This is a genomic window from Corallococcus carmarthensis, assembly GCF_003611695.1.
In the GTDB taxonomy this organism is placed as follows: Bacteria; Myxococcota; Myxococcia; order Myxococcales; family Myxococcaceae; genus Corallococcus; species Corallococcus carmarthensis.
Map to the genome: position 1 here is coordinate 1 of NZ_RAWE01000026.1, position 20,219 is coordinate 20,219.

Annotated in this window: 16 protein-coding genes; 8 read left to right on the forward strand and 8 right to left on the reverse strand. The window is 70.8% G+C overall.

All coding sequences use genetic code 11. The features are described 5' to 3' along the window. Positions 1-134 precede the first annotated feature (134 nt). A complete protein-coding gene (locus D7X32_RS10085) occupies positions 135-533 on the forward strand; it encodes a response regulator (RefSeq protein ID WP_120602312.1) in 399 nt (132 codons plus the stop codon). 1 nt (position 534) lies between these two features. On the opposite strand, the gene rpe is transcribed toward D7X32_RS10085, so the two are convergent. Then, positions 535-1,191 carry a ribulose-phosphate 3-epimerase gene (gene rpe, locus D7X32_RS10090; RefSeq protein WP_120602313.1) on the reverse strand — a complete coding sequence of 219 codons (657 nt, stop codon included), beginning with the start codon at positions 1,189-1,191 and terminating at the stop codon, positions 535-537. Positions 1,192-1,364: 173 nt separating this feature from the next. On the opposite strand from rpe, the gene D7X32_RS10095 reads away from it, so the two are divergent. Then, positions 1,365-2,873, forward strand: a complete 1,509-nt coding sequence (locus tag D7X32_RS10095) for an HD family phosphohydrolase (RefSeq protein WP_120602314.1) — start codon at positions 1,365-1,367, stop codon at positions 2,871-2,873. A 9-nt stretch (positions 2,874-2,882) separates the two neighbouring features. On the opposite strand, the gene pyk is transcribed toward D7X32_RS10095, so the two are convergent. The 4 genes from pyk to D7X32_RS10115 all read right to left on the reverse strand — a co-directional run bounded on the left by pyk (position 2,883) and on the right by D7X32_RS10115 (position 7,165). Then, complete coding sequence (gene pyk, locus D7X32_RS10100; RefSeq protein ID WP_120602315.1) at positions 2,883-4,313, reverse strand: pyruvate kinase; 1,431 nt, start codon at positions 4,311-4,313, stop codon at positions 2,883-2,885. A gap of 99 nt (positions 4,314-4,412) precedes the next feature. Next, on the reverse strand, positions 4,413-5,228 hold the full coding sequence (locus D7X32_RS10105) for a hypothetical protein (RefSeq protein ID WP_120602360.1): 816 nt from the start codon (positions 5,226-5,228) through the stop codon (positions 4,413-4,415). Positions 5,229-5,379: 151 nt separating this feature from the next. Further along, on the reverse strand, positions 5,380-6,840 hold the full coding sequence (locus D7X32_RS10110) for an NFACT RNA binding domain-containing protein (protein ID WP_120602316.1): 1,461 nt from the start codon (positions 6,838-6,840) through the stop codon (positions 5,380-5,382). Between the two features lie 121 nt (positions 6,841-6,961). Next, positions 6,962-7,165 carry a hypothetical protein gene (locus D7X32_RS10115; protein ID WP_014399699.1) on the reverse strand — a complete coding sequence of 68 codons (204 nt, stop codon included), beginning with the start codon at positions 7,163-7,165 and terminating at the stop codon, positions 6,962-6,964. 347 nt (positions 7,166-7,512) lie between these two features. Between D7X32_RS10115 and D7X32_RS10120 the strand changes: the two genes are divergently transcribed. Continuing rightward, entirely contained in the window at positions 7,513-8,838 is a 1,326-nt protein-coding gene (locus D7X32_RS10120) for a glycoside hydrolase family 1 protein (protein ID WP_120602317.1), read from the forward strand. Here the strand turns inward: D7X32_RS10120 and dusB are convergent. Next, a complete protein-coding gene (gene dusB / locus D7X32_RS10125) occupies positions 8,817-9,830 on the reverse strand; it encodes a tRNA dihydrouridine synthase DusB (protein ID WP_120602318.1) in 1,014 nt (337 codons plus the stop codon). The two genes, D7X32_RS10120 and dusB, sit on opposite strands and share 22 nt — an antisense overlap. 96 nt (positions 9,831-9,926) lie before the next feature. Here dusB and D7X32_RS10130 point away from each other — a divergent pair, with 96 nt between their 5' ends. From D7X32_RS10130 to D7X32_RS10140, 3 genes are all read left to right on the forward strand, one after another. Beyond that, positions 9,927-11,354, forward strand: coding sequence for a site-2 protease family protein (locus tag D7X32_RS10130; RefSeq protein ID WP_120602319.1), 1,428 nt, complete (start codon positions 9,927-9,929; stop codon positions 11,352-11,354). Between the two features lie 124 nt (positions 11,355-11,478). Then, on the forward strand, positions 11,479-12,051 hold the full coding sequence (locus D7X32_RS10135; protein WP_244238940.1) for an RNA polymerase sigma factor: 573 nt from the start codon (positions 11,479-11,481) through the stop codon (positions 12,049-12,051). Beyond that, positions 12,048-12,830, forward strand: a complete 783-nt coding sequence (locus tag D7X32_RS10140; protein WP_120602320.1) for a DUF1109 domain-containing protein — start codon at positions 12,048-12,050, stop codon at positions 12,828-12,830. The genes D7X32_RS10135 and D7X32_RS10140 overlap by 4 nt, the downstream gene beginning before the upstream one ends. Positions 12,831-12,875: 45 nt before the next feature. Here the strand turns inward: D7X32_RS10140 and D7X32_RS10145 are convergent, their stop codons facing one another. After that, a complete protein-coding gene (locus D7X32_RS10145) occupies positions 12,876-13,316 on the reverse strand; it encodes a peroxiredoxin (protein WP_120602321.1) in 441 nt (146 codons plus the stop codon). A 177-nt stretch (positions 13,317-13,493) separates the two neighbouring features. On the opposite strand from D7X32_RS10145, the gene D7X32_RS10150 reads away from it, so the two are divergent. Beyond that, positions 13,494-15,605, forward strand: a complete 2,112-nt coding sequence (locus D7X32_RS10150; RefSeq protein WP_208752381.1) for a chloride channel protein — start codon at positions 13,494-13,496, stop codon at positions 15,603-15,605. A 106-nt stretch (positions 15,606-15,711) separates the two neighbouring features. Here the strand turns inward: D7X32_RS10150 and D7X32_RS10155 are convergent, their stop codons facing one another. Then, complete coding sequence (locus tag D7X32_RS10155; protein WP_120602323.1) at positions 15,712-16,278, reverse strand: hypothetical protein; 567 nt, start codon at positions 16,276-16,278, stop codon at positions 15,712-15,714. Positions 16,279-16,495: 217 nt separating this feature from the next. Between D7X32_RS10155 and D7X32_RS10160 the strand changes: the two genes are divergently transcribed. Continuing rightward, positions 16,496-20,056: a hypothetical protein gene (locus tag D7X32_RS10160; protein ID WP_120602324.1), complete on the forward strand. Its 3,561-nt coding sequence runs from the start codon at positions 16,496-16,498 to the stop codon at positions 20,054-20,056. Positions 20,057-20,219 lie beyond the last annotated feature (163 nt).

Consider the following 20,219-nt stretch of genomic DNA (forward strand, 5'->3'; position numbering starts at 1 on the left):
CCCCTCGCCCCCTCGACTGTTGTCCTACCTACCCTTCAGGACGGGACAATGTTCACCCTCTTCACAAGATCCGGGCCTTCCTGTACTTCCAAGGTGTAGCACGTTGATCCGCCCCTGTTCCCCCACAGAGGACCATGACTGCTCCCACTGTCCTCATCTCGGATGATGAGCCCCTCGTCGTGTCCGCGCTCGCCCGGGAGGCCAAGCGCTCCGGCCTCGTCTGCGTGTCCGACACCACCTCCGAACATGTGCTGGAGCTGGCCCGCAAGCACCGCCCCGCGGTCATCATCCTGGACATCAACCAGCACCAGGACGGCCGGGACCTGCTCGCGCAGCTGAAGAAGGACCCCGCCACTCGCGACAGCAAGGTCATCATGCTTAGCGGCGTGGAGGATCAGTTCACCCGCCACGTGTGCTTCGAGCTGGGCGCCGACGACTACGAAGTGAAGCCGTGCGACCCCACCTTCATGACCCGCATCGCCCGCATGGCCGCCGCCGCCGTGCGCCCTCCCGTTTCGCCCGAAGCCGCCTGAATCACTCCGGCCGCAGCGAACGGATGGCCTGCGCGTAGTCCTTCGCGCCAAACACGTAGCTGCCCGCCACCAGCACCGTCGCCCCCGCGTCCACCACGCGCTTCGCCGTCTGCGCGTTGATGCCGCCGTCCACCTCGATGTCCACGTCCAGCCCGCGCGCGTCCAACATCGCGCGCAGCCGGCGGACCTTGTCCACCGTGGACTCGATGAACGACTGCCCCCCGAACCCCGGGTTCACGCTCATCAAGAGCACCATGTCCACGTCCCCCAACACCTCTTCAATCGCCACCAGCGGCGTGCCCGGGTTCAACACCACCGCCGGCTTCGCCCCCGCGTGACGGATGTGCTGCAACGTCCGGTGCAGATGCGGACTCGCCTCCTGGTGCACCGTCAGCACGTTCGCGCCCGCCTTCACGAACGCGTCCACGTACTTCTCCGGCTCCACAATCATCAGGTGCACGTCCAGCGGCTTCGTCGCCACCCGCTTGATGGCCTCCACGATGACCGGCCCCAGCGTGATGTTGGGGACAAACCTGCCATCCATGACATCCACGTGAATCCAGTCGGCTCCTGCTGCTTCAATGGCACGGACCTCTTCGGCCAGGCGGCTGAAATCAGAGGAGAGCAGCGACGGGGAGATGCGGACGGGGCGTGTCATGGCGGCGCTTCATAACCGCTTCCCGTTGACCACGGTACCTCTGCCCGGCAGGACAGAGGGCTGGCGGACAGAGGTGGACCCAGCAGGTGGGGGGGCCGGGCGGCCGATACACCGTGCGTGCTACAACTTGGCGCGCCCGCGGCCTCAAGCCGCATCCCACGGAGCCCGCCCCGGTGCTTCCTCAGTCCGTGCCCGCCTCCCCCAACCTGTCCCGCCGGCTCGCGAAGCTGACGTCCATCCTGGATGTCGCCAAGGCGATGAGCGCCGAGCGTGACCTCGACCTGCTGCTGCCCCTCATCCTCTATGAGGCCACCAAGGTCGTGGAGTCGGACCGCTGCTCGCTCTTCATCCTGGACCGCGAGCGCGAGGAGCTGTGGAGCAAGGTGGCCCAGGGCTCCAAGAATGAAATCCGCCTCCCCATGGGCAGCGGCATTGCCGGCCAGGTGGCCCACACCGGCGCCGTCATCAACATCCCCGACGCCTACGCCGACCCCCGCTTCAACAGCAGCTTCGACGTCTCCAGCGGCTACCGCACCCACACCATCCTCTGCGTCCCCATGCGCGACGCCAACGGGGACGTGACGGGCGTCATCCAGGCCCTCAACAAGCGCGGCGGGCGCGTGTTCGATGCCGAGGACGAGGAGCTGCTGCTCGCCCTGGGCGCCCAGGCGGCCGGCGCCATTGAAAACGCCCTCCTCCACGAGGAGATCAACCGCCTCTTCGAGGGCTTCGTCTCCGCGTCCGTCGTCGCCATCGAAGCGCGCGACCCCACCACCGCGGGCCACTCCGGCCGCGTCGCGGACCTCACCGTGTCCCTGGCCCAGGCGCTGGAGCACCACACCACCGGCCCCTATGCCCAGACGCGCTTCACCGCCGTGGAGCTGCAGGAGCTGCGGTACGCGTCTCTGTTGCACGACTTCGGCAAGGTGGGCGTGCGCGAGAACGTGCTCGTCAAGGCGGAGAAGCTCTACCCGCATGAGCTGGAGACGCTGCGCGCCCGCTTCCAACTGGCTCGCAAGGACCTGCAGTTGCAGAGCTCCCGGCGCCGGCTGGCTTCCGTGGAGGCTCGCGGCCTGTCCGCCCTGCCCACCATCCACCAGGAGGAGGACGCGCGGCTCGCCCAGGAGCTGGCGCAGTTGGATGAGGTGATGTCCTTCCTGCTCACCTGCAACAAGCCGACGGTGCTCGCGCAGGGCAACTTCGAGCGGCTGCTGGAGTTGGGCAAGCTCAGCTACACCGACGCGCACGACCATGGACAGCCGCTGCTGCTGCCCAATGAGATCCAATCCCTCTCCATCACCCGCGGCACGCTCTCCCCGGAGGAGCGCCGCGAAATCGAGAGCCACGTCGACCACACGTATCGCTTCCTGTCGCAGATTCCCTGGACGCGCGCGCTGCGCCGCGTGCCTGAGATTGCATACGCGCACCACGAGAAGCTGGATGGCACGGGCTACCCTCGCGCCATCCCGGAGATTCCGGTGCAGTCCCGGATGATGTCCATCTGCGACATCTACGACGCGCTCACCGCGAGCGACCGGCCCTACAAGAAGGCCGTGCCGCACGCGTTGGCGTTGGACATCCTCAAGAAGGAGGCGGGGTCCGGACAGCTGGACAAGGACCTCTTCACCATCTTCGTCGATGCGGAGATTCCCCGCCGGGCGCTCAAGAAGCGCCCGGCGTAGCACCCGGAATCAGGCGCTGATGGTGTGCAGCCGGAGGCTGTTGATCTTCCCGGGCTGCCCCACCGGCGCGCCGAACACCACCACGATGCGGTCACCCCTGCGCGCCAGGCCCCGCGACACCAGCTCCTCCTCCACGCGGCGGAGCATGGTCTCCGTCTCCTGGATGGGCTCCAGCACGCGCGGCACCACGCCCCAGAGCAGCGACAGGCGGCGGCGCACCTCCTGGTTCGGGCTGAACGCGACGATGGGCACCGTGGGCCGGTAGTGCGCGAGCAGCCGCGCCGTCACGCCCGACAGCGTGAAGGCCGCGATGAGCGAGGCGCCGCTGGCCTTGGCCGCCTCGCACGCCACGCGCGCGATGACGTCCGGGAAGTGCAGCGGCATGCCCAGCGGGGCCTCAATCACACGCGGCTGGTACTGCGCGCGCGAGGAGGACTCGGCCGCCAGGATGATGCGCTCCATCATCTGCACGGAGTCCACGGGGAACTTGCCGCTCGCCGTCTCACCCGAGAGCATCAGCGCGTCCGCGCCGTCGTACACGGCGTTGGCCACGTCGCTGGCCTCCGCGCGCGTGGGGCGCGGGTTGTCGATCATCGAGTTGAGCATCTGCGTGGCCACGATGACGGGCAGGCCGCGCAGGTTGGAGCGCCGGATGATGTCCTTCTGGACGGCCGGCACTTCTTCCGGGGGAATCTCCACGCCCAGGTCGCCTCGGGCCACCATCACGCCGTCCGTCTTGTCGAGGATGGCGTCCAGGCGCGCGATGGCCTCCGGCTTCTCCAGCTTGGAGATGATGGGCACCGTGCGGCCCACCTCCGCCATGGCCTGGCGCGCGGAGTCCAGGTCCGACGGCTGGCGCACGAAGGACAGCGCGATGTAGTCCACGCCCGCCTTGAGGCCGAAGATGAGGTCCTCGCGGTCCTTGGGCGTGAGCGCGTCCGCGCGCACCGCGACGCCGGGCAGGTTGATGCCCTTGTTGTTCTTCAGCACGCCGCCGTGGATGACTTCCGTCTTGATGAGCTGCTTCTTGTCCGTCTCCACGACGCGCAGCTCCAGGAGGCCGTCGTCCAGGAGGATGCGGTCGCCCGGGTTCACGTCCGCCGCCAGGTGCGGGTACGTGGTGGACACGATTTCGTCCGTGCCCTTCACCGTCTCGTCGGTGGTGATGTGGAAGGTGGCGCCGTGCTTCAGCTCCGTGCTGCCGGTGATGAAGCGGCCGGTGCGGATCTTCGGACCCTGCAGGTCACCCAGGATGCCCACCGCCTTGCGCACCTTCAGCGAGGCCGCGCGCAGCATGTCGATGTTCGCCTGATGCTGCTCGTGGCTGCCGTGGGAGAAGTTGAGCCGGGCCACGTCCATGCCGGCCTCCAGCAGCGCTTCCAACATCTCCGGGGTCTGACTGGCGGGACCGAGGGTGCAGACAATCTTTGCTCGTCGCATAGGAGCGCGAACATCCGGGACCCCCGCGTTTCGGTCAAGGAGTCACCGAATGTGACCGAGCAGGTAAACCAGTAAATGTCCAGGCCGCTCGGCGTGCGCTCAACCGCGCAACAGCGTGCCCAGGTTCTCGCGCTCCCAACGCAGCGCGGCGGCGTAGTGCGGGTACGTGCGCTCGCGCTCGCGGAAGGCGCGCGGGTGGTGCACGCGGCGCCCGGTGCGATTGCTGCTGGGGAACAGCTGGTGGAGCATCTCGTGGAAGACGATGAACTCCACGAAGAAGGCCGGCACGTCCGGCTTGTCCAGCGCGGGGTGGATGCGGATCTCCCGCGTCTGGTGGTCGTAGACGCCCAGGCGGATGGACTTGCGGCGGCGGCGCGGAGGCATGCGGCCCCAGCCGATGCGGGCCTGGATGGCGTTCTGGAAGTAGGCCTCGTTGACGCCGTTGTAGAGCGCCCGCAGGTCGAAGCAGCGGCCGAGCGGATTCAATTCCGCGTCGGACTCACGCCGAAGCTGGCGGATGAGCGGCTGCTGGCCCCGGATGTATTCGTCCAGCATGGCGCCCGCGGCGCGGTGCCCCCGGCCCGCGTAGTCCGCCACCGCTCGCACCACGACTTCGGGCGCGTCCAGGAACATGTGGTGCAGCCGCAGCTGCAGCACCTGCGAGCCCCGGCGGAAGGACACCATGGTGGAGCGGTTGTCCGTCACGGCCAGACGCACCGGCATGCCCAGGTTCGCGCTCAGCCGCCACGCGAGCGACTCCGCGCGCGTCCACAGCTCCTCGCGCGACGCGGTGAGGACCCGCGGCGCTTCCTCCGCGACGCGGTTGCGCGGCGGCAGGGGCGCGGGGCCTTCCGGCACGCGCTGCGCGGAAGTGGCGGCGCGTTCCGCGGACGAGCCACGCGGGAACAGGGACATCTGGCGGAAGGCTTCGGGGGTCACGCGGGGGGCATCGTACCCGGCACTTCCCGAACCTCAAGGCCGGGGGTTGGACGCCCGTCTGCCTGTCGACCCCGCCCACACGCGGCGCATGACACCCCGGGTTGATTCCGTCCCAGGGACTCGTCCTTCAGGGCAGGGCCGGGTCACCGCCATGACGCGACTTGAGCAGCCGCTCCAGCCGCTCCGGCTCCATGCGCACCACGAAGGTCTTCTCCCGGGCATACGTCACCTGTCCGGGAGCAGCGCCCTTCAACTTGCGCACGAACTTCACCGGCAGGTAGCTCACCTCGCCGCGCGGCTCGCCCTTCGCCCCCGAGTGGTGCAGCGCGAGGTGCGCCGCGTCCAGCAGCACCTCCTGCGAAGCCTCGGCGTTCTTCTCCAGCGGCACCACCACGTGGCTGCCCGGAAGGCCTCGCGCGTGCAGCCACAGGTGCCAGGGACGCGCCACCTTGAAGGTGAGCTGGTCGTTGTCCTCCGAGCCGCGCCCCACCCAGATGCGCGCGCCGCCGTGGCCCACGTACTCCTTGAAGGGGAGGCCCCCCTTCGGGCCTTCTTCTCCCTGGACCACCTGGAGCACTTCCGCCTGCGCCATCAGCGCGGCGTCATCCATGGCCTCGATCTGCGTGAGCGCGGTCTGCGCGTGGGCGACCTCTCGCGCGAGCTCCGCCTCGCGGTGGCGGGCCTGCTCCACGCCGCGCAGGAGGCGCCGGTACTGGTGGAAGTGCCAGTCCGCCTCCTCCTTCGGGGTGCGCTTCGGGTCCAGCTTCACCTGGACCTCCTCCATGCCCGCCTCCGTATAGGCGGTGAGCGTCACCTGGGACGCGCCGCGCTTGAGCCGGTGCAGGTTCTGCGCGAGCAGCTCGCCCACCTCGCGGTGCTTCTCCGCCTCCGGGCCGCGTCCGGCCTCCGCGCGCACCTTCTCCAATGTGCGGGAGGAGCGCTTCAGCCGCGCCCGGTACGGCTGCGCGAGCCGGCGGCGGATGGCGTCCGCGCGGCTGGTGCGGTCCTTCTGCCCGAGCACGCGCTCGGCGGCCTGCAACCTGGGCAGCGCGTCTTCTTCCTTCGGCTCCAGACGCGAGGGCTGCGCGCGCCCCTTCGCCAGCGCTTCGGCGGACACGGGCTCCGGCGGCGACCACTGCGCTCCGGGATAGAGGTTGCGGCGCGGGCCGAAGCCTTCACCGGAGAGCATCAGCACGCGGTGGTTGTCGCTGAGGAGCAGCAGTCCCCCGGGCGCGCCCACCTCCAGCACCAGCCTGCGGCGCACGTCTTCGCGCTCGAACTCCAGGACGATGGCGCGGCTCTCCTCCAGGTAGCGCGCGGCCGCGAGCTTGAAGCCGGTGAGCTCCTGGCGCAGCCAGCGCTGGAAGGGAGCGGGTTCTCCCGGCGTGGGGAAGCGGTCCTCCGCGACGGACAGGCGCGACAGCTCACCTTCGGCGCACAGGCACAGGACGACCGATCTGCCGGGGACGCGCAGCTCCAGGTAGGCCAGGCGGGGCAGCGGGCACCACGCCTTCTGGGCCACCGCGCCCACCAGCCGGGCCGCGACCTCCGCCACGACCTCACCGAACTCCACCGGACGCAGCGACATGGGCCCTCCCGGAAGCGGGATGAGAGGAGGTAACCCCTGGCCCGCAAAAGAAAAACGGCCCGGCGGGTTTCGCCGAGCCGTTCACCGGACGTCAACCGACGTCCGAAATGACGTCGTTACTTCAGGCTTCCGGGGTCGCCGGAGCCGCAGCGGCCTTGCTGGCGCTCTTGCGGGTCGTCTTGCGCGCGGACTTCTTCGCGGCGGCCTTCTTCGCAGGGGCCTTCTTGGCCGTACCGCGCTTGGCGGCAGGGGCCTTGCGGGCGGTCTTCTTCGTCGCGGTCTTCTTCGACGCGGCCTTCTTCGCGGTCTTCTTCTTCGCGGCCATCGGAATCCTCCGTTCAGTGTTGAGGCCCGCGAGGACGCGAGCCCTGCACCCACTTTGGACTGAACGTGAGTGCTTGAAATGAATGGTACGGGCGACATGCCAGTGTGTCAACGCATGGTGATGTATTGCAGTGCGCGGCGAGGCCGATTTTTGGCCTCCGGGCGCTTCGAACCGTTGGTGGCGGTCATTTCGGGGGTCCGGCGCATCGCGTGCGGGGCCGAATTTCCGGCTCCGGACGCACTTCGGGGGTCCGCGCTACAGGTCTGGATGTCCGCTGCCGTGCATCCGGCGCGCGCGCATCGCGTCGCTTCCCGTCCTGGAGGCGGCGACCTACGGTGCGCGCCCGCATGAGCACCCGCGCGCTGACCTTCCCCGCGTCCTTCACCTTCGGCGTCGCCACGTCCGCGTACCAGGTGGAGGGCGGCATCGAGAACGACTGGGCCCAATGGGAGCGGCAGGGGAAGTTGAAGGAGCCCCACGTGCGGTGCGGCCGCGCGGTGGACCACTGGAACCGCTACGAGGAGGACTACGCCCTGGCGAAGGCGGTGGGGGCCACGGCGTTCCGGCTGTCGCTGGAGTGGGCGCGCATCGAGCCTGAGCGCGGCCAGTTCGACGGCGCGGTGCTGGAGGGCTACCGCGAGCGGCTCTTGCGGCTGCGCGCGCTGGGCCTCAGGCCCGTGGTGACGCTCCATCACTTCACCCACCCCACGTGGTTCCACGCGTCCACGCCCTGGCACCTTCCGGAGAGCCTGGAGGCCTTCCGCCAGTACGTGCGCCGGTGCGCGCCCCTGTTGGAGGGGCTGGACGCGCTCGTCATCTCCTTCAACGAACCGATGGTCCTCTTGTTGGGCGGCTACCTCCAGGGCCTGATGCCGCCGGGCATCACGGACGGGGCGAAGACGATGGCCGCGCTCGGCAACATGGTGCGCGCGCACGTCATCGCTCGGGAAGAGCTGGGCCAGCACCTGGGCCGCGTGGAGCTGGGCATCTCCCAGAACATGCTCGCGTTCGCGCCGGACCGCTGGTGGCATCCCCTGGACCGCTCGCTGGTGCGGCTGGCGGCCCCTGCCTACAACCACGCGTTCCACGAGGCGCTGTCCTCCGGCCACCTGCGCGTGTTCATGCCGGGCGTCGCGTCCACGGACGTGCGCATCGAGGGGGCGCGCGACTCCGTGGAGTTCGTGGGCGTCAACTACTACACGCGCGCGCACCTGCGCTTCATGCCGCGCCCGCCCTTCATCGACTTCAAGTACCGCGACCCGGACGGGCGCGGGCTCACCGACATCGGGTGGGAGCAGCGCCCCGAGGGCTTCCTCCAGCTGCTTCAAGAGGTGAAGCGCTACGGCAAGCCGGTGTGGGTCACGGAGAACGGCATCGACGACCGCAAGGGGACCGTGCGGCCGGAATATCTCCACGCGCACCTGCGCCAGGTGCTGGCCGCGCGCGAAGCCGGCGTGGACGTGCAGGGCTACCTTTATTGGAGCCTGCTGGACAACTTCGAGTGGCTGGAGGGTTGGGGCCCGCGCTTCGGCCTCTACCACGTGGACTTCGACACGCTGGAGCGCCGCCCCACCCCGGCCTGCGACTACTTCCGCACCGTGGCCACCGGGCGCGTGCTGGTGCCGCCGGCGGCTCCGGGCCCCGGCAGCGCTCAGCCCAGCGCCGCGCGGTAGTCCACTTCGGGCTCCTCTAGAGGTGCCGTGGGGTCGGTGTCCGCGCCCGCGAAGAAGCGGCGCACGCTGTCCTCCACCACCTCCGGCGAGTCCAACCCGTTCACCTCCGAGCGGAAGTGCGCCGCGCCCTTGAGGCCATGGGCGTACCAGGCCAGGTGCCGGCGGAAGGAGCGCACCGCGCTCAAGCCGTCCCCGACGAACTCCGCGTGGGCCCGGGCGTGCTCCAGCACCAGCTCGCAGCGCTCCTCGGGCGTGGCGGGCGGGCCGCCCACGAGCTCGCGGAAGAGCCACGGGTTGCCCAGGGCGCCCCGGCCAATCATCACGAAGTCGCAGCCGGTGACGTCCAGCATGCGGTGCGCGTCCGCCACCGTCTTCACGTCCCCGTTGCCGATGATGGGCAGCTCCGGGAAGTGGCGCTTGAGGTCCGCGATGTGGGCCCAGTTCGCCTGCCCCGAGTAGCCCTGTTCGCGCGTGCGGGGGTGCAGGGCGAGCCCCGCGCACCCCGCCTCCTGGAGGGCCTCCGCTACCTTGAGATAGTTGAGCGTGCGCGCGTCCCAGCCCGAGCGGATTTTACAGGTGACGGGCAGGCCGGTGGCGTCCCGGATGGCCTGGACGATGGCCGCGGCGCGGGGCACGTCGCACAAGAGGCCGCTGCCGGCGCCGTTGCGCACCACCTTCTTCACCGGGCAGCCCATGTTGATGTCGATGAGCTGCGCGCCCGCGGCCTTGCCCACCTGCGCGGCCTGGGCCATGGCCTCCGGTTCGCCGCCGAAAATCTGGAGCGAGTAGGGCTTCTCCACCTGGGCGTCGTAGCGCAGGTACTTGAGGGTGCGCTGGTTCTGCCGCATCAGCCCCTGGGCGCTGACCAGCTCCGTGGGGCAGAGGGCCGCGCCCAGCCGGAAGGCGATGACGCGGAAGGGGCGCTCGCTCACGCCCGCCATGGGCGCGAGGATGTAGGGGTTGGGGAGCGTGTAGGGACCCAGCTTCAGCATGGCGAAAGACACCCTATACCCGGCAGGGAACAGAAGCGCGCGGGCCATGAGAACGGCCCTGCGCGAGGGGGGGGCCACCGATTAAGGTCCTTCCCCATGTTCCGTTTCCGGCTCGGGAGCGTCCCCGTCCACGTCCACACGAGTCACCTGCTGTTCTCCGCGGTGCTCGCCTACCAGTCCCTGCCGGTGCCGGGGCGTCACTCGGGTGCCGGGTGGATGGGGGACCAGCTGGCCGACCCCTCGTCGCCCGGGCACATGGGCGCGGTGGTGACCTACGTGCTGTCGTGGATGTTCATCGTGTTCGTGTCCGTGCTCGTCCATGAGTTGGGGCACGCGGTGGCCTTCCGCTTCTTTGGATACCAGCCGAGCGTGGACCTGGTCTTCATGGGCGGCGTGACCCGGCCCAACACGGACGCGCCCCTGCCCTGGCACAAGGACGTGGTGAGCAGCTTCGCGGGCCCGCTGGCGGGGCTGACGCTGGGCGTCCTGTGCTGGGCGGTGCTGATGCAGGTGCGGGGCCGCTCGGAGGTGGCGGACTTCTTCCTGGGCAACTTCTTCTTCGCCAACATGGTGTGGGCGGTGCTGAACCTGCTGCCGGTGCCTCCTTTGGATGGCGGGCACATCAGCACGGCGCTGGCGACGCGGATGTTCGGGCGGCGCGGCTTCATTGTGTCCCACGTGCTGGCGCTGGGGCTGTGCGTGGGCATGGTGCTGCTCGCCATCAAGAGCGGGGCCCTGTTCATGGGCGTCCTCTTCGCCATGTTCGGCTTCCAGGCTTTCCGCGTGCTGGCGGACGTGATGCGCGCGCGCAACGAGGCGAAGGAGGAGGAAGGTCCCAAGGCCCAGGCCCTGCGCGAGGCCCAGCAGGCCCTGCGCGAGGACCGGCTGGACGACGCATGGCGGCTGGGCAACCTGCTGCTGGAGACCGAGGGCCTGTCCCCGGGGCTCACCAGCCGCGCTCATTATCTGTTGGGCTGGGTGGCGCTGAAGCAGGGCCACGGGCGGCCCGCGCTGGACCACTTCTCCCAGGTGCAGGGCCAGCCGGTGGAGATGCACGCGGTGGCGGCGGCGTTCTCCCTGGTGGGGGATGACGCGCGGGCGGTGGGCTACTGGAAGCAGGCGTGGGGCGAGTCGCAGGACCGCACCGTGATGCACGAGTACGCGGGCGCGCTCATCCGGCTGGGCCAGGTGAACGAGGCGCTGCGGCTGCCCGGCGTGGACCCGGCGGCCGCGTTCCGGTGCGCGGAGCGGGCGCTGTTCATCCGGGGTGCCTATTCTGAGGCCGCGGCGGTGAGCGAAGCGGCCCTGAAGCACGTGCCGGACCCGGGCATCGCGTATGACGCGGCGTGCGCCTTCGCGCGTGCGGGCAACGTGGCGGACGCGGTGCGGCTGCTCCAGCGGGCGGAGGCCCTGGGCTTCAAGGACGGGGCCTATGCCTCCTCCGATGAGGACCTGGCGCACCTGCACGGACACCCCCCCTTCGAGGAGTGGCTGGCGCGGCTGCGGCCGGCCGCCTCGCCCTGAGCAGGCAGCCGCGGGGCGACTTTCTCCCTCGCGGCCCCCCGCGGGCCCTAGAGTCCGCGTCCGTCCCGTGAGCCCTTCGTCCCCTCCCGTGAAACCCTCCGCCGCGCCCGTGCGTACCGGGGACATGCCGGCATCCTCGGGAGCTTCCGGCGACCCGGACGAGGTGTTGATGGAGCGGTTCTGCCAGGGAGACGCGCAGGCGTTCGACGCGCTCTTCCAGCGCTATGCGCGCCCCGTCCAGGGGTACCTGGCGCGGCTGACGGGCAGCCCCGCCACCGCCGAGGACCTGGCCCAGCTCACCTTCCTGTCCCTGGTGCGCGCGCGGGGCCGCTATCAAGCGGGCGCCCGCGTCCGCCCGTGGCTGTACGCCATCGCCACCAACGCCGCGCGGGACCATGCGCGCCGCCACCGCCGGCCGGAGGACCTCACGCCCGAGGGAGAGCTGCCCCTCACCGCCGTGGCGGACACGCCGGAGCCGCGCGACGCGGGCCTGGAGCGCGCGGTGCAACGCGCCCTGGCGCAGCTTCCGGAAGGCCAGCGGCTGCCCATCCTCATGCACCGCTTCGAGGGCATGGGCTTCGCCGAAATCGCCGAGTCCCTGGGCCTCACCGAGAGCGCGGTGAAGGTCCGCGCCCACCGGGGCTATGCGCGCCTGCGCGAGCTGCTCGCCCCCCTTCAGCAGGAGACCTCGCGATGACGCCCGAGTGCGAACGCGTCCTGGACTGCCTGGACGGCCCGTTGCCCCCGGACCTGGCGTCGCACGCGGCCGGGTGCGCGGACTGCCGCGCCCTGCTGGAGGGCTTCCACGTCCTGGCGCCTCCCGCCGCCCTTCCGCCCCCCGTGCCCATCAATGAGGCGAAGCTCGAACAGACGCGGCGCCAGTCCCTCACGGAGCTGGCCGCGCACCCCCTGCCCACGCCGTGGTGGAAGGAGGTGGCGGTGCTGCTCGCCGCCTATCTGGGCGTGGGCGCGGTGGGCCTGTTCGTGGTGGGCCGGCACGGGATGATGCTCAACAGCGCGTCGCCGTGGGTGGTGGCGCTCGTGGCGCTGCTCATCATCGTGGGCGTGGGCGGAGGCGCCATGGTGGCCCTGGCGCCGAGGCAGCGCACCTGGCCCTTCACGCTCGTGGCCGTGGGCGCGCTCGTCGTGGCGCTGGCGCAGCTGTCCGGGCGCTCGGGCGTCCAGGTGCGGCCCTTCCTCGCGGGCACCCTGGGGTGCATGGGCGCGGAGGTGGCGCTGTCCGTGGTGCCGCTGTCCCTGGCGCTCGTGCTCCTGTGCCGCTCCGCCTTCCAGCCCGTGCGGGCGCTGGCGGCGGGCCTGTCCTCCGCCGGTGTGAGCCTGCTGGTACTGCATGTGCACTGCCCGGATGGCAGCGCGGGCCACCTGATGCTGGGCCACGTGCTGCCGTGGTTCGTGCTGGCGGGCGTGGCGGTGTTCATCCGCTCGCGCCTGCCGTCCCGCACGTACGCGCCCTGAAGCTCCGGCGAAGCTCCGGCGAAGCTCCGGCGAAGCTCCAGCGCCCTACTGGAGCCGCGACAGCGCTTCCTGGGGGAAGGCGCGCGCGTCCACCTTGGCGTGCCACTCCTTGATGCGGCCATCCGGCCCGATGACGACGCCCACCCGGCGCGCGTTGGCGGCCGAGGCGTCATCCGCGGCGCCGTAGGCCAGCCCCACCTTGCGATCCACGTCGCTCAGGAGCGGGAAGTTGAAGCCGAACTTCTGGGAGAAGGCCTGGTTCTCCTCCGGCGTGTCGAAGCTGATGCCCAGGATGACGGTGCCCTTCGCCTCGTACTGGGTCTTGTGGTCGCGGAAGGAGCAGCCCTCCGCGGTGCATCCGGGCGTGTCCGCCTTCGGGTAGAACCAGAGCACCACGTTCTTGCCCCGGTAGTCCGACAGCCGGTGCGTCTTCCCCACCGAGTCCTGCACGGTGAACTCCGGCGCCACGTCTCCCTGCTTGAGCATGTGCGATGCCTCCTTCATGGGGTGGAAACCGGGGCCGTCGTAGCACGCCCGGGGGGCGGGAAGCCGGGCACCGCTCGGGCGATGTGTGGAGTGGAGTGCAGGCGGACGGCGCCGGAGTGACACCTTCATCAAGAAGCTTGAAACCCACCGGGGTCCTCCGTTTAGTAGGTGCACCAAATGAACGACTCCGACGAACCTCCGCCTGCTCATTCGCAGCGGGTGGCCGCGCTCACGGCCCGGGCGCGCCAGAACCTTTCACGCCTCATCTATTTCCTGCTGGGCGCGTCCAATCGCATCCGCCTGCCGACCCCCTCGGTGTTGCCCATCGCGGGCGCGGTGGTGGGGCTCTACAGCGGACTGGCCGCGGGCATCTTCTCCAACCTCATTGGCGTGATGAGCGGCATCACGTTCAGCGCCGCGGAGCTGGCGACGACGCTGAGGCCGCAGCGGCTGCGCACATTGATGGAGTCGCTCGCCTCCGCGCGCTGGCACCTGGAATACGCGCTCGTGGGCGTGCCGCTGGCGCTGGGCGCGCTCTTGCTTGCGCGGGTGATTGAGCCCGGCGGCCCGCGCGATGAGGTGAAGCGCCGCCTGCGCCTGCTGGCGCTGCTGACGCTGGGCGCGCTGTCGCTCTACTACCCGCTCGTGGGCCTGGCGGCCGTGAACGCCGTGTTCGGCCACGCGCACAACCTGCCCGCGGCGCTGCCGCACCTGCCCTGGTGGTTGATGTTGCTCGCGCCCACGGTGGGTGGCCTGGCCGTGGGGCGGCTGTTGCGCGACCGGCCGGAGACGCACGGCCATGGCCTTCCGGAGGTGGTGCGCGCGGTGAAGAGCGGCGCCAACGTGGTGCCCGCGGACCGCGGGTTGCTCAAGCTCATCGCGTCCGCCATCACCATTGGCAGCGGCGGCTCCGCGGGCCGCGAAGGCCCCATCGTCTATGGAGGCGCGGCGTTCGCGTCCAGCGTGGGGCGCGTGCTGGGCTTCAGCCGCAAGGAGCTGTCCATCCTGCTGGCGTGCGGCGCGGGCGCGGGCATCTCCGCGTCCTTCAACGCCCCCATCGCGGGCGCGGTGTTCGCGATGGAGATCATCCTGCGCGAGTTCGAGCTGCGGGTGTTCTCCCCCATCATCCTGGCGAGCGTGGCGGGCACCCTGGTGAGCCGGGGCGTGCTGGACGAGGCGCCCATGATCAACCGGGTCAACTACGAGCTGGTCAGTGGCTCGGAGGTGTTCGCCTACGCGGCGCTGGGCATCGGGTGTGGGTTGCTCGCGTTCGCGTTCGTGAAGCTGTTGCACGGCGTGGAGCACTTCTTCCAAGGTCGCTCGGGCGGAAAGCTGTCCCCGTGGTTGGGGAAGAAGCCGCTGCCGGTGCGCGCCGCGCTGGGGGGCCTCTGCACGGGCGTCCTCGTGTTCCTCAGCCCCACGGTGTGGGGCAGCGGGCACGACTACATCAACCTGGCGGCGGCAGGTCAGCTGCCCTTCCTCTTCCTGGTGACGGCGTGCGTGCTGAAGCTCGTGGCCACGTCGCTCACCATCGGCTCGGGGGGCTCCGGCGGCACGTTCTTCCCGGCGGCCCTCATTGGCGCCATGGCGGGCGGCGCGTTCGGCACGCTGGTGCACTACTTCTTCCCGCACGCCACGGGGCCCAGCGGCGCGTACGCCATCGTGGGCATGGGCGGCGCGGTGGCGGCGCTCACGCGCGGCCCGCTCACCGGCATGATGATGTTGTACGAGCTGAGCGGCAGCCACGAAATCATCCTGCCCTTGATGGTGACGTGCACCATCGCGTCCGCGCTGTGCACCTTCCTCACGGAGCGCACCGCGCCCAAGGTGCAGAGCGATGAAGACCTGCTCGTGGCCACGCACGTGCGGGCCCTGATGACGGAGGTGCCGGCGGTGCCCGCGGGCACGCCGCTGCGCTCGCTGACGGACCAGCTGCTCACGTCCGAGGCCGGCACGCTGCCGGTGCTGGACACGCAAGGCAACCTCTACGGCACGGTGCAGGTGGAGCAGCTGCGCGAGGTGTGGCGCGACGAATCCATGTACCCGCTGCTGGTGGCCAGCGACCTGGCGCGCAAGCTGCCCGCGCTGGCGCCGGACTCGGACCTGGCGCATGCGCTCCAGGTGATGGACCAGGAGGACGTGGACGCGCTGCCGGTGACCCCCGTGCTGGGGCTGGCCCCGTGCGGACTCCTCACCCGCGCCGCCGTCCGGCGCTTCCTCTTCGCGCAGCACACACGCGAGCACGCCACGGGCAACTACCCCGTCACCCCCTCCGAGGCGACGCACTGAGCGGCGGCTCCCGGCCGACTCCTGGGATTGCCGCCAGGGCAGCCACCCACGGCGGGAGCGCATCCAGCTCCCGCCGCGCGAGCGCCCTTCAACGTGCCCCGAACCGCTAGTAGATCCCCAACGTCAGCTCAAGCTCGCACGTCACGGGGTCGACGCCAGATTGCGGCGGAGAGAAGGTGCACACCACGCCCTGGTTCCCCTTGGGATAGGTGGTGACAAACGCCTCGCAGCCGCTGCTCGAGTAGACGACGCCAACCGCGAAGACGCACGCCTTGGCGTTGCCCCATGGGTCCGCTGGGTTCGTCGTATAGGCGATGCCTTGACTCCAGTTCGTTGCGGGCGGAACCTCTGTCTGCGCGAAGCCGGTGCCACTTATCGTCGCGGGCGTCTGCACAATGACGTTTCCACTCAGGGAGTTTCCGTCCTTATAGAGAGTCGTGCCGGTGCCATTGACGATGTAGAAGGTCTCGGTGACGTACGACATGAGCCGCTGCGAACCGGACAGGTCGCGCACGGGAACCGGGATGGGGCTCCCCAGGCTGGCCACGAACTCCTCGGCCATGAGCTGCGAGTCGAAGTCCCCCGGCTCCTCGGCGGAAGCGGACGCAGCGGCCAGCAACGCGGCGCCCACCAGGGCAGGAACGGCCAGGTACTTCACTCCGTGGCGCGGCATGTGAGGCTCTCCATTGTCTGAGGTAGGCCCTCCCAGGCCATGGACTGACTTTCCGGCGAGGGCAAACGAATGGCTAACATGCCATTCATTGAAATGACAATTGCAACCACTCAAAAGCTCCAATTCCATTCCTGATGGAGATGTCCGACCAAGACAGAGGAAGGCCGCTACGGGCGGGTCTGTCAGGAAACCCGGGGAGCAGGCATCCTTGGGCGCCATGTCCGAACCCGCCCTGTCCGCCCTGCGCGCCGAGCTGTCCTCCACCTTCCACGATGCTCGGGTGCGTCACATGGTGGCCCTGGGCACGAAGGCCCGGACGGACCCGGAAGCGCAGGCGCTGCTGGACGCGATGGCCCGGGGGGACGCCTCCGAGCGGCGGCTGGCCCTGGCGGCCCAGTTCACGCGCCGCGACGGCGAGGCGGTGCTGAAGGCCACGGCGGACGAATCCTTCCGCGTGCGTGCCCTGGCGTTCGAGCTGGTGTCACTGGCCTGTGACGATGCCCAGGCCCTGGAGGCGCTGCGGATGGCGCACGGCATGCGCCGCGAGCAGTCCGTGCTGCACCAGCTGCGGAAGCGGAAGCGGCACGCCGTCATCGACGCGTTCCTGGACGGGCTGGCGCAGCGGGGCGAGCACGTCACCTTCGCGGACACCCTGCCCCTGGCCACCGAAGCGACCCTGCGCCGGCACCTGGCCCAGGCGCTGGAGCGGCCCAGCCACCGGTTCTGGGCGCGGTTGGCGCGGCATGCGCCGCCGGTGCTGGGACAGGTGTTGCTGGAGCGGCTGCGCGCGGTGCAGGGCGAGCCCGACCCCGTCACGCGGCAGCACCTGGGATGGGGCATGACGTGGCTGGCGGAGCGGGCGCCGGACCTCGCGGAGTCGCTGCTGGCCGTGCTGCTGGAGCGGGGCATCCCGCCGGATGAGCACGCCGTGCGGGCACTGGCGCGGCGGCGCCCCATGCGCCTGGTGGCGCTCGTGCGTCAGCATCCCCCGGCGTTCCTCCCCCATCTGTTGTTCGCGAAGAACGTGGCGGCGCTGGATGCCGAATCCCTGACGTGGGTCGCCCGGCGTGACCCGACGCTGCTGGGCCGCGCGGAGGACGCGCTGAAGGAGCTGACGGAGCCGATGCGCCAGACGCTCACCGAGGCCTGGGCGGCCTCCGTGGAGCGCGCGCCCGCGTGGGGCACGCCGCTCATCACCCGCATCGCGGACCCGGCCCTTCGCGAGAGCGTCTACGCGCGCTGGACGGTGGGGGCTCGCAACCGGGACGGAGTCATCGCGCCGGAGTACGTGCGGCACCTGCCGGTGGACCTGCGCGAGCGGGAGGCGCGCCGGCACCTGAACGAGGTGGTGGCGCTGGGCACCCGCGCCGAGGCGCGCATCTCCTTTGCGCGCTTCCTGCCCTGGGATGAGGCGCTGGGCGCGCTGCGGGGCGCGCTGGGACACCCGGACGCGGCGATGCGCGGCGAGGGACTGGGCGCCCTGCTGGCGCTGCCCGGCCTGCGTCCGGACGAGCCCGCGTGGGTGGCTCCCGCGCTGGCGGCGGTGCTGGCCCGGAAGAACGAACAGGACCCCGTGCGCGGGGTGATGCTGCAGGCGCTGGCCGCGTGGCCCCGGCGGATGTGGCGCGCCGAGCACACCGAGGCCCTGGGCCGGATGCTGCGCGACGCGCTGGACGCGGCGGACCTGTCGGCGGGGACGGCGCAGTCGGCGGAGCGGCTGCTGGTGCGGGCCTTCGGCGCGGATCCGGCGTGGGGCGCGCAGTGGCTGGGCACCTTCCTCAAGGAGCGCGGGCGCATCCACGACGCGGGGCTGGGCCACCGGTTGACGGACGACGAGGTGCGCCGGGCCGCGCCGTACCTGCTGACGCTGGCCAAGAGCTGGGCGGAGCGCGAGCGCGGCGGTCCCCTGCTCCAGCTCGCGGCGAGCCTGGGCAAGCGCGCGGCGCTGGTGGCCGGCCTGTCGGACTGGCTCGTCTCCGTGCGTGACGTGACACCCGACAACCGGCTGGCGCTGGGGCTGACGGCGTGGCTGATGCAGGAGGACCGGCCGCGTTTCGAGTCGACGCTCGCGAGCACCCTGCGGCGCTGGCGGGACCGCGGCTGGGACGACGAGGTGGTGGCGCTGGCGGCGGCCGAGAAGCGCGGGCGCCCCCTGCACCGGGAGCTGGTGGAGGAGCTGGAGCGGGTGGCGCTGCGGCTGGACAAGCCGTCCGGCAACGCGCTGTGGGTGCTGCGCTACCGCGCGGTGAAGGATTTCGACCGGATGCTGCCCGCGCTGCTCAAGCGGGACGAGAGCGCCATCGCCATCCCGGTGGTGCGCGAGTTCCTGCACCGGCGGCGGCAGGACCTGCTGGGGCCGTACCTCCACTCGCCGGCCATCACCGGCCAGTTCGCCACGGGAGCGACGCACTGGATATTGCCGTTCGACTCGGGGTTCTTCCGGTGGACGGTGGAGCAGAACCGGGCGTATTCGCGGGCGCTCGCGAGGCTGTGCGAGGACCTGGAGCGGGACACGCCCACGCTGCTGGCGGCGGTGACGCGGATGGCGGCGCTGGACTGGGCGCCGATGGACGCGCTCCTGGCGCTGGCGGACGACAAGCGGCCCGCGGTGCAGGAGCGGGCCCTGCGGGTGATGGCGCGGTGCGACCAGGGCCAGGGCGTTCCCACGCTGCTGCGGTGCCTGGAGGATTCGCGCGCGCGCATCGCCATCTACGGGCTGCGCCGCGCGTTCAACGGCATGCCGGTGACGCGGGTGCTGTCGCTGCTGGCGGAGGTGCCGCTCACCAAGGTCACGGTGGCGAAGGAGGTGGTGCGCCTGTTGGGCGAGCTGCGCTCGGACGCGGGCTATGCGCGGCTGCTGGAGCTGGACGCGAAGCCCCTGCACCGTGACGTGCGCATCGCGCTCTTGCGCGCGCTGTGGGACCACCTGGACCGCGAGCCCACGTGGGCGGTGTTCGAGCGCGCCGTCTCCGGCGAGGACGCCATCATGGCGTCGCGCGTGGGAGACATCCCGGCGGACCGGCTGACCGAGGCGCTGGATGCGCGGCTGTCCGCGCTGCTCGCGAAGGTGCTGGCGCGGCCGGAGCCGGATGCGCGCATCGACCTGCTGCGGCGCGCGGCGTGGCTGCCGGTGAAGGACCGCGAGCGGGTGTTTCTCTCCGCCTGTGGCGCGCGGCTGGCTTCGCCCTACGACGACGAGGTGCGCGCGGCGATGGGGGCGCTGGTGTACCGGGCCGACGAGCGCGACGTGGCGCTGATGGAGCGGATGCTGGCGGCGGTGGTGGAGGACCGGCGCGCGCTGAGCGTGGCGATGGACGCGCTGCTCCAGCCTCGGGAGCGGATGCGGCCCGTGCCCCTGAACACGGTGCAGGGACTGGTGACGGGGCTCCTCACGAAGGACCCGTGTCTGGCGACGCTGCGCGTGCGCTGCGCGGTGGTGGCGCTGGCTCCGTCAGCCTTCGCGAGCCATCTGGACACGATGGGCCGGGAGGGGTGGCTCCATGCGGACGCGCTGATGGCGGCCCAGGTGGCGGTGTCGAACCTGCCGGTGGAGACGATGGAGGCGGTGGGCGCGCGCCTGGCGCTCAGCCCCAGTCCGGAGGCGCGTCGCGTGGCCCTGCACTGCCTGGTGCGCGATGCGGCGGACGGACGCGGCTGGACGGCGGAGCGGCTGGCGAAGCTCGCCACGTTCCAGCGCGACGCATCACCGCTGGTGGCTGGCGCCGCGCAGTTCGTGTTCCCGCCTCGGGAGATGGTGAAGGCGCCGCAAGGGACCTGAGCCCCCCGCCCGACGCGGCCCAAACCTGTCCGACTGTCGGACAGGTTTCCGCCGCTCGGATGGAGCGGCTGCCCCCCAGCCACGGGGCTCCCAACCGGTCCGACTGTCGGACAGGTTCGTGCGGCGCGCCCCTGACGGGGAGCCTCAGCGGGTTCTCACCTTC

Excerpts from the sequence above, each read along its gene's own strand:
- D7X32_RS10085 (WP_120602312.1), top strand. The coding sequence starts at position 135 with ATGACTGCTCCCACTGTCCTCATCTCGGATGATGAGCCCCTCGTCGTG.
- rpe (WP_120602313.1), bottom strand. The coding sequence starts at position 1,191 with ATGACACGCCCCGTCCGCATCTCCCCGTCGCTGCTCTCCTCTGATTTC.
- pyk (WP_120602315.1), bottom strand. The coding sequence starts at position 4,313 with ATGCGACGAGCAAAGATTGTCTGCACCCTCGGTCCCGCCAGTCAGACC.
- D7X32_RS10105 (WP_120602360.1), bottom strand. The coding sequence starts at position 5,228 with ATGTCCCTGTTCCCGCGTGGCTCGTCCGCGGAACGCGCCGCCACTTCC.
- D7X32_RS10110 (WP_120602316.1), bottom strand. The coding sequence starts at position 6,840 with ATGTCGCTGCGTCCGGTGGAGTTCGGTGAGGTCGTGGCGGAGGTCGCG.
- D7X32_RS10115 (WP_014399699.1), bottom strand. The coding sequence starts at position 7,165 with ATGGCCGCGAAGAAGAAGACCGCGAAGAAGGCCGCGTCGAAGAAGACC.
- D7X32_RS10120 (WP_120602317.1), top strand. The coding sequence starts at position 7,513 with ATGAGCACCCGCGCGCTGACCTTCCCCGCGTCCTTCACCTTCGGCGTC.
- dusB (WP_120602318.1), bottom strand. The coding sequence starts at position 9,830 with ATGCTGAAGCTGGGTCCCTACACGCTCCCCAACCCCTACATCCTCGCG.
- D7X32_RS10130 (WP_120602319.1), top strand. The coding sequence starts at position 9,927 with ATGTTCCGTTTCCGGCTCGGGAGCGTCCCCGTCCACGTCCACACGAGT.
- D7X32_RS10135 (WP_244238940.1), top strand. The coding sequence starts at position 11,479 with ATGCCGGCATCCTCGGGAGCTTCCGGCGACCCGGACGAGGTGTTGATG.
- D7X32_RS10140 (WP_120602320.1), top strand. The coding sequence starts at position 12,048 with ATGACGCCCGAGTGCGAACGCGTCCTGGACTGCCTGGACGGCCCGTTG.
- D7X32_RS10145 (WP_120602321.1), bottom strand. The coding sequence starts at position 13,316 with ATGCTCAAGCAGGGAGACGTGGCGCCGGAGTTCACCGTGCAGGACTCG.
- D7X32_RS10150 (WP_208752381.1), top strand. The coding sequence starts at position 13,494 with ATGAACGACTCCGACGAACCTCCGCCTGCTCATTCGCAGCGGGTGGCC.
- D7X32_RS10155 (WP_120602323.1), bottom strand. The coding sequence starts at position 16,278 with ATGCCGCGCCACGGAGTGAAGTACCTGGCCGTTCCTGCCCTGGTGGGC.
- D7X32_RS10160 (WP_120602324.1), top strand. The coding sequence starts at position 16,496 with ATGTCCGAACCCGCCCTGTCCGCCCTGCGCGCCGAGCTGTCCTCCACC.